Here is a 14502-nt window from a genome sequence, read left to right on the forward strand (position 1 = left end):
TGCCGTGACCATGCCGTATGAGTGTAAGACGCCGAGTTTTGGTGTTCCACTTTGTAGGCGTCGCCTTGACGCATGGTCGGTTGCTAGTATCAGACAATAGGCCGAGCCGCCGCTGAGAAGGAGGAAAGCCGGGTCAGCGATGCGAACTAACCTTCGTCCGCGAGTTGTCGCTGGAGCCGCGGGGGGAGGATTAGATTTTCCTATTTCCCACTCCGATTTTCGTCGCGCCAGCCACGAAATACACTCTGTCGAGGGGGTCGAAGAAAACTGATCGGCAATTCCGACTTCGAACCTTCGAAGTTGTGAGACTGCAGTCATTCGTCCACTGTCCATAGCCTCTGCTCTAAAGCCATTTGCGTTTGTTCTGCTGCTTTTGTTCTGGTCCCTGCAACACATAGCTGCCACTTGCTGTGCAGTCGGCACAGGGGACCGTCAAATCCCTACTTAGTTTTTAGATTGGCATCAAGTTATGTTTATGTTACACGTAGTTCTCGAGAGTGTTCGCAAAGTATGCATAGTATTTAAAATTGTTTAACATAAGTTATTTTGACAATCGGTATGGACTATGACTGCGGCTATGATGTTCTCCTGCTGAGGAGAGTCATGGTTTTGTTTCATGGCGTCGGGCCACTTTTTCCAGTCTAGGTTTCGTCGCCAACTCGGCTGGCGACACGATCTCCGAGACTTCTTCATCGATATCGGCGACCACCTCGTGGATCACGTTGCGCATGAGTTCTCCGGGGCGTTATCAACTTAACTTGCGTTCGGGATTTGCGGCATAGAGAGCTGGCTGCGCTTGTTTCGACGGCGCCTCGCGGAATTTAAGCGGCATCCTGCCGGGTCGCGATGAGCGCGGGTCTTTGCGATTTTGCTGCGGCGTCGGGAGGGCGCGCTTGCGCGCCTAAATGAGTCTCGTCGGGCGTGCGCCGTCAAGGGTCGAATGCGGGCGCTCTCCATTATAGAAGGCGAGAACCGGGCGATCGACGAGCGGGCCTCGGACACGCTGTCGTAGGCGCGCAGATAAACCTCCTCGCATTGATCGTGCGCCGCAGCCGCTCGACGAAGACGTTGTTGCGCCAGGCACCTTTGTCATCCATGCTGATGGACACGCTCGCTGCTGTCATCACGCCTGTGAACTCGAGGCTGGTGAACTGGCTGCCCTGGTCGTGTTGAGGATCACGGGTCGACCATATCTAGCCAGAGCCTCCTCGAGCGCTTCGACGCAAAACGCCGCCTCCATCGTCATTGAGGCCCGATTTGCCAGCACCCGCTGGCTGAACACGCCTCGAGGCTTCCGATTTCGGCATGGATGGCTGTAACTTCGGGCGGCGGGCAGAAGGGGATGTTTGAAAAGAGAAGGCACGTTTGACTCTGGCCGCGAAACGGTGCCCGCAATCCATCGTGAAGTTCGCAATTGATCTCGGCCGTCCGGACCCGCATGAGCATACCGCACCCTGAAGCGACCAGCGCATCTGTTGCTTCTTGACCATACGTTTCCGACGAGTGAGTTCACCGCCGACTCGGCGAGAGACGTGGCAATCCGAAGGCCGGCTCGGTAGCGCTTGCCATAGTTTACGATCGCACCACGGTTCGACGGACGAGGTTGAAGCTGCAACCCGAGACTATGAAGCCGTGCGATCGAGAACTCGCCTTCTCGCTGCAAAGCTTGAGTCTTACGAGGATCCGCTCCAGGCCGCCGATGGCGAGATCGACACCGACCGTGCCATAGACACCACTTCACGGCCCTAATGTCCCTGTCGATGGAAGGCAGCTCCCCGGGTCGGTCAGTGTGGGGGCGCGGCTGGGAAGCATGATGCCGGCCGGTCGGCCAAATAATAGGTATTCGGACCCCAGAGAAGTCACCGGTCTGCGTCCATCCCGCCATACTTCGCCTTTCAGTTATACTGGGCCGCCTCGGATATCCCGTGCTTGCGAGGCAGACCGCCCGCCCTCGCACGAGCCTCACGCTCACGCAGAACCGTGATGACGCGATGATATTCTTCGAGGAGGAGTCTCCTCGATGCCTTCATCGGTGAAGGCCAACATCCCGTCGTCAGGTTGGCGCCGTACATCCAGATGTCGCCGTCCTCGGGCTCGAGACCGAGGGTCAGGTCCTGGACGAGCGCTTCGCTGACGTGATGCACCTTATTGCACTGCATGATCAGGTTGCCGCTGATGAGCGCTCGGCCAAGAGCGGCTGGCATAGGTGACAAACACCCGACCTGACAGTTCTCAATCCTGCTGTGGCATAAGTGCTAAAGAATTGATCACGTCAAAGGCTCGCCGCCTGACCAGCAACTCGCCTGCGTCTTCTCTGTACTCCAGCCGTGTAACAAAACGTTAGAATCGAATTAACAGAAGATTCGCAGCCGCCATCCGCACACGATGGTATGTTCGGCCTGGCATTTGAATAGGCATGTTTGAAAAAGCCCGACTGGAGCACAGAACGCAACGGAAACGCATTCCATAGCAATCTGCGAGGTTGACGGGCGGGGCAAGATCGTGCGGGCACTACGGTGGCGAGCGAGCCAGGCGGCCCGGTTTGCGGAGCTCAAAGTACCGCTTGGCGGATCGGGCCTGGGGCTTCGATTTCCGGCGTTCACGGCCCGGCGAGCCGCAGCGTGATGGAAGGCGCGCGGGCCAGGCTGGCTTCTCGACGGGCGGCGGAGAAGGCCGCCGGATTAGTGACGCAGGCAGTACTGCTTGAGGAGAGGAAGGACCAAGATGAGCGACCCCGTCCAATTCTGGAAGGATTGCAGTGCGGAATTTGCTAGCAGTGCTCGCGCTCCGAATTCTTTTTTCGTTCGACGGGCTGCTCTCGTCGCGGAGCTTGTATCGCGTCATCTCTCGTCAGGTCGAATGCTAGATATCGGGTGCGGAACAGGCCAGCTCTGTCTCGAGTTAGCGAGCCGTGGGTTTGACGTGCACGGAGCTGATCTGTCGTCATTGCAAATCGAAATTGCGATCCAAGCCGCGCGCGGAATGCTTGATTCTCCTGAGGAGCGCTTTCAGGTGTGCACACCTGACTCTTTGCCGTTCGAAGGAGCCTTTGACCTTATTGCCGCTATCGGCGTCTTGCCTTACGTCCAGGATCAACCTGCTTTTATTCAGCGGACACTTTCTCTCTTGAAGCCGAACGGCATGTTCGTTGCTTCGTGCACGAATCCCGCTAGCCTATTTACACTGGTGACGGTGACTCGCCACATCCTGTCGTTTCGGCCGAAGCGAGCCTGGGTCTCAACGCTCCGAAATCTGGTGCGAACAGGTTTGTCAAGGGGCAGTTGCGTCGATGTTCGGGCGGCACGTCAGTGCCGAAGCGCGTCAGCCCTGGATGAATTGTGCCGCCAACTGGGATTAACAATTGAGGGAGAGTTGGATCTGTACAATGTCGACTGGGGTTTTCTCGATGAATTTCCTTTTGAAAGGAGACGTTTCGGTCGACTACTGTCCCGACATTTCGGGTGGAGCCACATTGGCGCTTACCGGGTTGGGTCAGGAGCAAGCCAGAGCCGCGCATCTGGCGGGCGTTGAGTTCGGCGACGAGCAGGCGGATGGCGGCGTGCAGCTCCGCGAGGGAAAAGAAGCGCTAATTGCGTAGCCGCGCCAGGACGACGCGCTGGGCAATTTGCACGGCAACCTCGACCTTTGCCTTATCCTTCGGGCGTCTCGGCCTCGCCGCGAGCACTGCGGTGCCGTAATGGCTTGCCATCTCGGCATAGGTTCGTTGTGGCCGGGGTCGTAGTAATCGGGGTTGGTCACGGCGGCCTTGAGATTGTCGCAGATCACGAACTTCGGCACGCCGCCCAGAAAGGCAAAAAAGGTTCGTGTGAACGCCGATCCAGTCGGACAGGCTCTCGCTCGGGAACGACTCGAGGCGGCCATCGCCGCAACGAACAGCTTCATGGGGTGCGCTTCGCCGGTGATGGGATCGAAGATGTCGATGGTGTCGCCAGCGAAATCGACAAAGACCTTCTCGCCGCCCAGATGCGTCTGGCGCATCGTCGGGCGCGCGCGCCCTTTCCAGGCCTCGAAGGTCGTGCAAAACCACGTATAGCCAAAGCCATCAGGGTTAGGGTGGTGTGACCGGGGACAGCGAGCGCCAGCCCATCAGCTGCAGCACCGATTCCAGCAAGCCTTCTGCCTGGCGCAGCCGCAGGCCCAAAGATAAGACCCAGCGTCAAGATGGTCTCGATCGCCAGATCAAAATAGCGGTGCTGGCCGCCACTTCTTGCGTCTTGGCACTTGCCACCTGGACAAGGCTTCCGGCGTCACCCACAGGGTCAAACTGCCACGATGATGAAGTCCTGCCTGGTATTCCGGCCAGTTCGTCACCCTGAACTTCATCTTCTCAATATGATGGCGACGGCTGATATTGTGTTTGAAAGGCATAGCTACGTTACAACGGCTACTGCGGTTGCCGCTTGCCTAAACCCACACCAATAAACGATCCGTGCACCAACGCCGTTCTTCCAGGATGCCGTGCTCGACAAGGTAGAGGAACCCGTACTCTTCGCGGGCCAGGCTAAGCGGTCAGGCGCTGGCGCTCTTTGTCCTCGTTGCATCGGCTGCCAGTTTCGCCAGCGAATTTTGCGGCAGCGCGGTCAAGGCCGCTCCTCCGTTGGCGCGCTGGCCTTCTCGGGCACCTGGAAAACCCAGTAGTGCGCGTCCTCCTCGGCGATGTATCTACCGTCGTTTAGACGCTGCGCCAGCACAAGAACGCCCGCATCCTGCAGACGCTGCACCTCGCTGTCAAAGCCGGTGGCCTCCACATAGCTCTTGCGGGTGCTCGTGATGACGAATCCCTTTGGGCGCGTGACGCGAGCCAGTTCGCGCAGTCCCTGCGGTCGAACATGCCCAAGCACGAAGACGCCGCAGCAGACCGTGATGTCATAGCTCGCGCTGGCGTAGTCGGAGGGGGGGCCGTTAAGGTCAACATCGCTTCGGACCTGGCGGTAGACGCGGGTTTGTCGGGCCTTTTCGGCCATCTCCTCGAAGAGGTCGATCCCGTCGATCAACTGGAAGCCGAGGCGTTTCAGCTGCAATCCCACGAGGCCCGTTCCGCAGCCAGCGTCTAGGATTGTAACGACTGCTCGCTCCTTGGCCAAATAGGCCGTCTGGATGGCAGCCGCCAGTTCAGCTACGACGGTCGGCCCGCAGTACCCCTTACGGCCGACATCGAGATCATAGGTACCGGCCCCATCGCGATAGGACCGGGCTATATAACCGGCATCCGTGTCGAGTGAATGGGAAGCCTTCTGTCGTGCGGTTTGGTCCAGCGCCGATTGTTGATCGGGGATTTTCATGACAGTTCTCCTTTTAGGGGATAGATGAGATGCGGTATATTCTTCAGCGGCGCAACGGCCGCGGATGGATCTACTATTTTTTCGTTATCGTATTGCCCAGTATGACTGCCCGACCAAGCGAAGGCCTCTACGCTCCAGGTGATCACGTCGTAGATCAGGGCATTGCTCAGGCCCATGCCGCGTCTGAGATCAAGCGCCTCGGCAAGGATCAGGCGATTGACGTGGGTGAGCTCCCTGGCCAGACACTCGATCAAGCGTATCTGGGCGTTGGCCTGCGGGACGTCGTGGAGCGGAAACACATGCTCGCGTTTCGGTTTGGTCCGTCCGACCGCATCGGTCAGGAATTCTTGGTCTGGCGGATGCGCGGGGTCGGCACCGCACTTGGATGGCGCGCGATAGCCCGGCACATGCAGTCGAACACGGAAGGCCACCCGCGCCAGTTCGACGACGCCTAGATGGTTGTCGTATCGGTCAAACTTCCGTCCCGGCTGGCTATAGCGCTTTTCGCCCGCGCGCCCGATGGGCAATCCCACGCCGAGTTCGTCGGCTTGCTGGATAGTCAAGCCCATATCCTTTACCGCGATCTCCAGAGTGCCAGAGCGATCATAGCTGCCATCCAGGAGAAATGGGGCGAACGGTCCGACTGCAACGGAGTTCGCGGAAGAACCCACAAACGTGCGCCACGCCTGCTGCGCCGGTACGCCCCCGCGCACGCTTCGGCAGAGCGCGTCGCAGCTGGCGACGGCTGGAGCGTAAAAGAGCGGGCTCGTCGGTAGTTTGACTGACTGGCCCGGACCGATGTCTCCGACATGGAAGGAAACAGCTTCCAAAGTTGATAACAGCATCTCGCTACGCATATAGGCCTCCGAGGGCCCACCGGAGAAGAAGCTGATTGGCAAAATCGCCCCCCCATCTGGGACAAGTTGCTCCGCTTTCTCCAGCCTCTGCAACAGACATTGGTCCTCCTCTCAACAGCAATTCATGATCTGACTTTGATATGACCGAACCTTACGACAATCAAAAGGCGCTGTAAACTAAACCTTTATTATATAAATGTTCAGTTTTATGCGGCTTTTGTGAATAGTTATTAATCAATCAGAGTACAATTTTTTATTCGTGGGAAATGATCTAGAGCACGTCCTGTGATCGATGCTGCGTTTTGTGCTGATTCAACATCCACCTCGATGGAGGTGGACGATGGGAAGAGCATTGAGCGGTGATCTTCGGTCGCGGGTCTTGAAGGCTTCGGACGAGGGCATGTCGGCGCGGCAAGCGGCGGCGCGGTTCGGCGTGGGAGTGTCCAGCGCGATCCGCTGGATTGCGCGGGCGAAGATCGGCGAACTGGCGCCACGCCCGCAGGGCCGCCGCCGCGCCTCCAGCCTCGATGCGCATGAAGCCTTCATCGTCGGGCTAATCGAGGAGCGCAAGGACATCACGCTGAACGAGATGGTGGAGCGGCTCGTCGCCGAGCAGTCAGTGCGGATCAGCCGCAGCGCCTTGAGCGCCTGGCTTCGCGGTCACGGCTGGACATTCAAAAAAAGTCCGCGCACGCACTGGAGCAGGGTCGCCTCGACATCCTGAAGCGGCGCCGGGACTGGTTCGACGGCCAGCTCGATCTTGATCCGGCGAAGCTCGTGTTCATCGATGAGACCGGCCTTTCCACAAAGATGGCCCGCCTGCGTGGAAGAGCGCCGCGCGGCGAGCGCTGCCGGGCCGGCGTGCCGCATGGCCATGTGTGGACGCCCCGACGGATGCAAGAAGAATCTTTGGTGCAGGGCTGCTGCGCGTGTTCGGGTGCTGCCATGTGTTCGGCCTCTCATTGCGGCCTTCTCATGGCCGCGGGCCCGTATGGGAGTTCGAGGATCAGGTCCACATCACTGGAACACGCTGGAAGCGCTCCCCATGCGCCTGGTTCTCCTGATCCCGCCTCACCGACGTTGCGCCATACCTGTCCTTTGACCTCCTCACGCCGCCAACGGCCTCGCGCCCGTCCCGCTCAAGCGGGCACGACCGGAGCCCGATAGCTTTCTCCCTCTCGTTAACAGCGCCCAGACTCTTCGGGCGTTCTTGTTCGCCAGCGCCACGATCACCAACATCGGCGGTTTGCGCTCGAGCATCCGGCCGAGCCAGGATCCTTTAGGCACCCCTTTGCGCTTGGCCCACCGCACCACGGCGCTCGCTGCGATAGTGAGGAGCCGCCTCAGTGTGCGCTCTCCCATCCGAGATGTTCGGCCCAGTCGTTCCTTGCCGCCCGTAGAGCGCTGAACCGGCGTTAATCCGACCCAGGCAGCGAAGTCACGGCCCGATCGGGACGTCTCCGCTGGCGGCGCGAGCGCCTCTATGGCGGTGGCGATCAGGGGGCCGATCCCAGGCACGCTCATCAGACGCCGAGTCGCGTCGTCGGCTTTGGCGCGGGCAGAGATCTCCGTATCCAGCGCGGCGATTTGGTTCTGCAGATGGCGCAACCCCTCGGCGAGGAGGGCAAGGCAGGAGCGAGCAGCTTCCGGCACACTCGATGTGGGATCCTCGATTTGAGCGATGAGGCGTCCGATATGAAAAGGTCCTTGCGGCGCGATCAGGCCGTATTCGGAAAGATGGCCGCGGATCGCGTTGATGAGTTGAGTGCGCTGGCCGACCAGGATATCACGGGTCCGGAAGATCACGGCGGAGGCCTGCTTGGCTTCGCTCTTCACAGCCACGAAGCGCATGGTCGGGCGCTGCGCCGCCTCGCAGATCGCCTCCGCATCGGACATGTCGTTCTTCTGCCGTTTGACGAAAGGCTTCACATAGGCGGGTGTGCTCAGCCGCACGGTGTGGCCGAGCTTCCCGATCTCCCGACCCCAGTAGTGGGCACCCGGGCATGCCTCCATTGCCACCAAACACGATGGTTGGGCGGCAAAGAAAGCCAGCACCTGGTCGCGCCGCAGCTTCCTGCGGAAGATGACCGCTCCGGCAGAGCTCGCTCCGTGTGCTTGAAAGACATTCTTGGCCAGATCCAGGCCGATGGTGCTAACTTCCGTCATGGGCGCCTCCTCTAAGTGGCTGAGAACACCTCCACTCTGGCACATCGATGCCGTCGGGGGCGTCCACATGGGGTAATCGCGGGAGCGAGTCGCCCTGAAACCAATCATATCCTTGGAAGGTGGCTGTTCCCCGATAAGATGGAAATACGGGCTCACGACCTGACGCCGGGCCCAAGCATCTGATGGAGAACAGCCATGGAAGAATATATCGGTCTCGACGTGTCGATGAAAGAGACAGCGGTGTCGATCCGACGTGAAGGCAAGCGCGTCTGGCGCGGGAAGTGCGCCTCTGATCCAAAGATCATTGCCGAGCTTATCCGCAAGCGGGCGCCAGCCGCCAAACGCGTGGTGTTCGAGACTGGACCCCTTTCCGTCTGGTTCTATCACGCGCTACGCGCGGAAAGGGTGCTAGCGATCTGCATCGATGCTCGCCATGCCAAAGCTGCGCTCGATGTGGCGGCGAATAAGACCGACGCGAACGACGCCGACGGTTTGGCGCATCTTGCAGAGGTGGGATTCTTCCGTGAGGTGCGGGTGAAAGGATTTGACAGCATGCTGACCCGCACGCTTGTGGCGGCACGCACCCGGCTGGTCCGGATCACCACCGAACTTTCCAACCAGATTCGTGGAATCATGAAAACGTTCGGGCTGCTCGTTCCTGCAGGTAAGGGAACCACGTTCGAGAAGAACGTTCGGCGCCTTCTTATCGATCACGAGGAACTTGCTCTCATCGTGCTGCCGATGTTGGAGGCCTGGCGCGGCATTCGCATCCGTGCCGCCGAGCTTGGGCGCCAGCTCGTCGCAGATGCACGTCAGAGCCAGGCATGCGCATGCTCATGTCGATCCCTGGCATCGGCGCCATCACCGCAACCTCATTCGCCACTGCCATTGAAGATCCGGGCAACTTCAAGACGTCCCGATCTGTTGGCGCCTGGATAGGCCTAACGACGCGCCGCTACCAATCCGGAGAAGTCGATTATGACGGCCATATATCCCGACGCGGCGACCGCCATTTGCGAGGGCTTCTCTACGAAGCGGCGTCGGTTATTCTGACGCGTAGCTCAACCGAGAGCGCCCTGCGGACATGGGGTCTCCAGCTCCGGGAGAGGATCGGCTTCAAACGAGCCGCCGTGGCTGTGGCGCGCAAACTGGCGGTGATAATGCATACGATGCTTAAAACCGGCGAGCTCTTTAATCCGAATGCAGGAGCCACAAAGTAAATCCGGATAGCGTTCAGAATCTGAACGCCTGAGGCGTCCCTGCCGGGACGTGAGCCGAGCCATTCCGCTGATGGGGTTGCACCGCTGACTCAGCAAAGTGCGTCGTCCACATTGAAGGCTCGTCCCGCGAAGCTCCATCATGCGGCGACCGATGTTGACCGCGAAGACAACCGTGTACCCGGCCAACGCATCTCCAAGCGCGAAGATACTGGACGTCCCCACCGCGATTAGACAACCCCATCACTGGAAGACCACAACATTCACCGGAGCGCTGCGGCTGACGGGCATGACTGCGCCCTTCGTCTACGACGGCGCCATGAACGGCAACGTGTTCCTGGCCTATGTAGAGCAGGTGCTGGCCCCGCCTACGTCCGTTTGAACCGTGGTGCGATTGTAAACTATGGCACGCGCTACCGAGCCGGCCTCGCGTTGCCACGTCTCTCGCCGAGTCGGCGGTGAACTCACTCGTCGGAAACGTATGGTCAAGAAGCAACAGATACGCTGGTCGCTTCACGGTGCGCATATGCTCGTGCGGGTCCGGACGGCCGAGATCAATTGCGAACTTCACGATAGATTGCGGGCAGCGTTCCGACGGCCAGAGTCAAACGTGCCTTCTCTTTTCAAGCCTAAATCTCCCCTTCTGCCCGCCGCCTAATCCCACAGAAATCGTTGCTTGTCACGTGCGCGCCCCGGCCACTGACATACCTGCCCTACCAGCTGCGGCGGCCTATCCTTCCCTGACTCCTGTTGCATAGCCTCAGACGCCTTCACCGATCGGACTCTTAAGCGCAGGTTAAAGTTATCGGCTCATGCGGCGAGGTGAACCGTGCGGTTATTTTAGCTCGTAGCACCCGGACTGAAGTTCCACGGCATTTTGCCGTATTCAGCGCAACTACTTATGCGCAAGCACCACGAGGCGCGGGCCATCGGATGCAAAAATTCCGCCTTCCCGCCCAAAAGCTTCAACAGTTGCGAATCCCGCGCTTCGCAACATGCGAACGTATTCAGGAAACCCGTACGTTCTGATAGATAGCCGCGTTCGTCTAACGCATCCATTACGAACGACGATCCTTTCAGAGTTTAGACGTTCAGTCAGCGCATCGTTTGTCATTATATCGATTCTAAGATCGTTATTACGCTGCACTACGTCGCAGGCAGGCGACTTGTCGCGCAGCAACGCTAAGCGATTGACCTGGTCAATTAGCAAACGTCCCCCCTTCTTAAGTGAAGAAGCGGCCGCATGAAGAACTCTCTCATTGTCCGCATCGTCGAAATAGCCAAACGTCGTATACCACAGAAAAGCGGCGTCAAACCGATCTCGCCAGGAAAACGAGCGCATATCGCCAAGTATATATTCGACCTCTACCTGCCGCTTTGCCGCATCCTGTTTGGCTTTTTTAAGCAGGATCGGCGAGAGATCAAGTCCAACTACCCGCGCTCCTTTTTCTGCCAACCTGTTGGTAATTCGCCCATAACCGCATCCAAGTTCAAGAACTGAGCCTCCCTGTTTAAGCGACAGAAGCTCCCAGATTGCTCCAGCCTCCCGGTCACTTTTCTCAGACGGATTTACCAAACCGGCAAAATGCAAGTAATCTTCGCTGAAGTGAGACTCAAGACCTGATAATGACAATTTATCATCGGACTCGATATTCATCCTTAACCTCATTCTTGGTTCTTGTTTACTTTCGGCTAATCATTACACAAGTCGCTAGGTTTTAGAAGAAAATACCTATTAAAAATTTATAATTTCTACTTCAAGATTTGAAATATTATTTAGCTCGGTCATCGCAGTGGTGTTCAATTGATGTCTGGTACGTTCACGTACGAGCTACAATCCGAGGCTGCAGCCTTCGTGGCGTGGATCACTGGGAACCGCAGGTCGCTGTACTCTCGGTCCCGCGACGCATCACGCGAAAGTTAGGCGTAGGCACGCCCTGATCGCGGACGAGCATCTTGGTAATGACTTTGTGGCACGTCAGTCCATCCCGAGCGGGCTACATCCAGTGTATGGAACCTTTCGATTACCCACATTTCGTCGGCTTGACCCAATGGAGATGGAGACAGGGTCTCAAGACGACGGTTTGGAAACTCTTATACGCGGGTTTGATACCGCATTTCGTGTGTACGCCTGGGGCTGCTTCTATCTTAGCACGGGCATCGACGTCGTCGGCCACTCAGTTCCATCGAAGATTCCCCGACCGGGACTCTGCCTCCACATTGAGCATTAGCTACACCATGCGGGACCAGCCCCAATTGGCGGGACGAACAGGCGTGGCCACGCCGCTTGAAAATGAACATAAGAGTTCCAGCGACACATAAATTCCTGCATAATAGTCCATGGTTGTCCCTCGCTTGATGCTTGGGGCCGACACAATTGGACCCCGTTCAACACTATCACTCTGAGGGACAGCCGCCTTCCTGGCTATGCGAGGAGCGCTGGCCCATTACGGCATCTACTGCATGTCGCGCAAATGTGTGCAGCGGTTTTGTAATACCGACATGCATCCAAACAAGAACCTGAAGCGCATCGCATGAGACCGGTCGAACGCGACGCGCTTTAGCGCACTCAGACCGCCCGATCAGAAAGAGCACGCTTGAGAAATAGATGACGTGAAGCAGCAGCGAGCAGGCCAGCGTCGTAACGACCGCTAGACGGATCGAATACGATGGGCAGACGCGGGCGCATGCTCCACAGCCAACACAGAGGCCGGCATGGTCGACGACCATGATCGTGCGATAAAGCTCGCCTTCGAACTCGTCGTCTTCGTCGTCGCAGATGTCGACGATTTCACCCGTATCATCGAAGCCGTAAAGGTGCCTGACCTCGCGTGAGCAGACCTTTAAACAGCGTCCGCAGCCGATGCAGGTCTTGCCGTCGACAGCGGTCAGACAGTGTGGCATCCATCTGGAGCCATCGCGAGTGACGAAAGCGCTCAACGGCAATTCTCCAAGGCAGCAAGCTCTTTCCTAGCTGCATCCAACTCGGCGAAAACGTCGAACGCTTTCCTGGCGACCGCCTGGAACTCAGTCCAGTTGGCCGGAAGGTCCTCGGCAAGGTCATGAAATTTCATCTTCGCAATTGCCGCGCGCAGCTGCAGCTTGCGGACTTTCTTCTTCAGCTCCTCAGGATCTGACATGATCCGCGTCCTCTAAAATCGGGTCCAACAAGCTTGTGCCACGCCGGGATAGGCGCCAGCTGCCGTTGAGCACTTCCGGCAAACCTCATCGAGTTGGCTAAGATAACCCATGAAGACGATGTGGCCGTCTCGGTTGACCACGAACGAGGTCGGAATCCCGCAGCAAAGCTGGGTCCCCTCCAAAGCTTGTTCATTTCACCTGCGAAGTCGAACGCGATCCGATAGTTCAGATCCGAACAGTTTTCGGTCAGCCACACCTCCCGGTTGGTCCGAGCCTCAACGGCCGTTGGAGCGTCTTCATCGGCCGCGGCTCCGACGACCTCAAGTCCGCTTTCCTTGTAGTTGTTATGGAGCTGCATCAGATGGAGCATCTCCGCCGCACATGGTCGGGCACCACCTTGCCCAAATTCGACAATGTACACTTTGCCGGGGTTGGAAGTTCGTAAGGGGCTCGCCACGCAGCCAGTTCTCCACTTTGATCGAAGGAGCCAGTGACTCATCCGCAAAACCATGCTGCCCTCCAAAGCTGTTGCCACGGTTTGCGCGACTTCTTCCGCGAGCTTGTTTCCTCTCCGAGAGGTCACTATGATTCAAGAAGTACAGCCCTTGTCTCGCGCATCTGCATCCAGTCAGCCCTCCCTTGGTGTCGACTGGTGTCTCAATCAGCAAGGGTAATTCAGCAAAGACCGTGCCATAGCGCTCGGCGCGTAGCAGGCGCATGATTTCACGTTGGAAAAGCGCCATCTACCAAGATGAGCCGGTTGCCCTAAAGCCGACATGTTACCTGCCGCTGTCAGGTTCTGGACAGGCAACATCGCTTTGCGCCGCCGAAAGAAACGCCTAATTGGGAGGAGATCGAATTAGCCGTATGTCCGCCTCTGCCGATGAGGTGGCTCGCCCTACACTGCGCGTCCGAGGATTGCTCGGGCGGGCCGAGCCGATCCTCACCACAGGAGGACAAGCCGTGGCGGATTATAGAGAAGCATTTGTCGGAATCGATGTTGCGAAGCTGAAGAACGCTATTGCGATTGCGGAGGCAGGCCGGGAAGGAGAGGTTCGCTTCTTCGGCGAGGTCGACGCGTCGACTACCAGCATGCGGCGGGTCATAGGCCGGATCGCCAGCCGCTTTGATTACGTGCATTTCTGCTATGAGGCTGGGCCGACGGGGTACGGCCTTTATCGCCTGATCCGGTCGCTCGGGCACGAGTGCACCGTGGTTGCCCCATCATTGATACCGAGGAAGCCCGGCGATCGGGTGAAGACGAACCGCCGAGACGCCATTTCCCTTGCCCGGCTATTGCGCGCCGGCGAGCTGACCGCGGTATGGGTTCCCGATGAAGGGCACGAGTCCATACGGGATCTTGTTCGCGCGCGGGCGGCCGCAGTCGAGACGCACTCCAGGAGATGGTCGAGGCGGTGCGCGTCTCGAAAGAGCGGGTCGAGCGGCTAGTCTAGAGCGTGTGATCGAAGAGTTCGTCCGGCCTGGTCGTTGGCACCGATCGTGTGGGGCGCTTCAGACATTGCGTGGGGTGGACCTGATTGTCGCCGTGACGTTCGTTACCGAAGTCGGCGACGCCAGCCGGTTTGAAAGCCCACGCCAGCTCATGGGATATCTAGCCCGCTTTTCTCACCGCATCTGGCGTTAGGCGGTGTTTTGGCCTAGCCAGGCGCTGGTATCGCGCCTCGACCTCGAGACGAGCGCAGCCAGCGCCCGCGGTGTGCGGCGATCATGGGTGTCGATGCCGGCTCAATACTCCCCAGAAGTGCCGTTTGAATCTTCCCCAGTTTTAGCGCTGCCGCCGGTCTTCCGGAGCGCGCT

Annotated in this window: 8 protein-coding genes and 10 pseudogenes; 6 read left to right on the forward strand and 12 right to left on the reverse strand. The window is 58.5% G+C overall.

Annotated elements, in window-relative coordinates; genetic code table 11:
- Positions 1-601: 601 nt before the first annotated feature.
- The 3 genes and pseudogenes from NKI97_RS31930 to NKI97_RS31940 form a co-directional block, all read right to left on the reverse strand.
- Positions 602-730 carry a hypothetical protein gene (locus tag NKI97_RS31930; protein WP_352838277.1) on the reverse strand — a complete coding sequence of 43 codons (129 nt, stop codon included), beginning with the start codon at positions 728-730 and terminating at the stop codon, positions 602-604.
- A 91-nt stretch (positions 731-821) separates the two neighbouring features.
- A pseudogene (locus NKI97_RS31935) lies at positions 822-1282 on the reverse strand (transposase); the annotation flags it as partial.
- Between the two features lie 613 nt (positions 1283-1895).
- Complete coding sequence (locus tag NKI97_RS31940) at positions 1896-2204, reverse strand: hypothetical protein (protein WP_352838293.1); 309 nt, start codon at positions 2202-2204, stop codon at positions 1896-1898.
- A 520-nt stretch (positions 2205-2724) separates the two neighbouring features.
- Between NKI97_RS31940 and NKI97_RS31945 the strand changes: the two genes are divergently transcribed.
- Positions 2725-3531 carry a class I SAM-dependent methyltransferase gene (locus NKI97_RS31945; protein WP_352838279.1) on the forward strand — a complete coding sequence of 269 codons (807 nt, stop codon included), beginning with the start codon at positions 2725-2727 and terminating at the stop codon, positions 3529-3531.
- On the opposite strand, the pseudogene istA reads toward NKI97_RS31945, so the two are convergent.
- The 4 genes and pseudogenes from istA to NKI97_RS31965 form a co-directional block, all read right to left on the reverse strand.
- A pseudogene (gene istA, locus NKI97_RS31950) lies at positions 3503-4071 on the reverse strand (IS21 family transposase); the annotation flags it as partial. The gene NKI97_RS31945 and the pseudogene istA overlap by 29 nt on opposite strands.
- Positions 4059-4389, reverse strand: a pseudogene (locus tag NKI97_RS31955) (transposase); the annotation flags it as partial. The pseudogenes NKI97_RS31955 and istA, both read right to left, overlap by 13 nt.
- A 212-nt stretch (positions 4390-4601) precedes the next feature.
- Positions 4602-5303 carry a class I SAM-dependent DNA methyltransferase gene (locus NKI97_RS31960; RefSeq protein ID WP_352838281.1) on the reverse strand — a complete coding sequence of 234 codons (702 nt, stop codon included), beginning with the start codon at positions 5301-5303 and terminating at the stop codon, positions 4602-4604.
- Positions 5300-6160: an NAD-binding protein gene (locus tag NKI97_RS31965; RefSeq protein ID WP_352838283.1), complete on the reverse strand. Its 861-nt coding sequence runs from the start codon at positions 6158-6160 to the stop codon at positions 5300-5302. Before NKI97_RS31965 ends, NKI97_RS31960 begins: the two co-directional genes overlap by 4 nt.
- Before the next feature lie 340 nt (positions 6161-6500).
- Between NKI97_RS31965 and NKI97_RS31970 the strand changes: the two are divergent.
- Positions 6501-7036 (forward strand): annotated as a pseudogene (locus tag NKI97_RS31970) (helix-turn-helix domain-containing protein); the annotation flags it as partial.
- A gap of 263 nt (positions 7037-7299) precedes the next feature.
- On the opposite strand, the pseudogene NKI97_RS31975 reads toward NKI97_RS31970, so the two are convergent.
- A pseudogene (locus tag NKI97_RS31975) lies at positions 7300-8326 on the reverse strand (IS110 family RNA-guided transposase).
- 195 nt (positions 8327-8521) lie between these two features.
- On the opposite strand from NKI97_RS31975, the pseudogene NKI97_RS31980 reads away from it, so the two are divergent.
- From NKI97_RS31980 to NKI97_RS31990, 3 pseudogenes are all read left to right on the forward strand, one after another.
- Positions 8522-9546, forward strand: a pseudogene (locus tag NKI97_RS31980) (IS110 family RNA-guided transposase).
- Positions 9547-9781: 235 nt separating this feature from the next.
- Positions 9782-9910: pseudogene (locus NKI97_RS31985) on the forward strand (IS630 family transposase); the annotation flags it as partial.
- Positions 9911-9912: 2 nt separating this feature from the next.
- Positions 9913-10201 (forward strand): annotated as a pseudogene (locus tag NKI97_RS31990) (hypothetical protein); the annotation flags it as partial.
- A 237-nt stretch (positions 10202-10438) separates the two neighbouring features.
- Here NKI97_RS31990 and NKI97_RS31995 read toward each other — a convergent pair.
- The 4 genes and pseudogenes from NKI97_RS31995 to NKI97_RS32005 all read right to left on the reverse strand — a co-directional run bounded on the left by NKI97_RS31995 (position 10439) and on the right by NKI97_RS32005 (position 12683).
- Positions 10439-11200 (reverse strand): class I SAM-dependent methyltransferase, encoded by a 762-nt coding sequence (locus NKI97_RS31995; protein ID WP_352838286.1) that lies wholly within the window; start codon positions 11198-11200, stop codon positions 10439-10441.
- Between the two features lie 740 nt (positions 11201-11940).
- Entirely contained in the window at positions 11941-12204 is a 264-nt protein-coding gene (locus NKI97_RS35575; RefSeq protein WP_502907137.1) for a hypothetical protein, read from the reverse strand.
- Positions 12205-12483 (reverse strand): annotated as a pseudogene (gene fdxB / locus NKI97_RS32000) (ferredoxin III, nif-specific); the annotation flags it as partial.
- A complete protein-coding gene (locus tag NKI97_RS32005) occupies positions 12480-12683 on the reverse strand; it encodes a CCE_0567 family metalloprotein (protein WP_352838288.1) in 204 nt (67 codons plus the stop codon). The pseudogene fdxB and the gene NKI97_RS32005, both read right to left, overlap by 4 nt.
- Positions 12684-13647: 964 nt before the next feature.
- Between NKI97_RS32005 and NKI97_RS32010 the strand changes: the two are divergent.
- Positions 13648-14299, forward strand: a pseudogene (locus NKI97_RS32010) (IS110 family transposase); the annotation flags it as partial.
- Positions 14300-14502 lie beyond the last annotated feature (203 nt).

Origin of the sequence: Mesorhizobium sp. M0296, from assembly GCF_040321675.1 — a bacterium.
Taxonomy (GTDB): domain Bacteria; phylum Pseudomonadota; class Alphaproteobacteria; order Rhizobiales; family Rhizobiaceae; genus Mesorhizobium.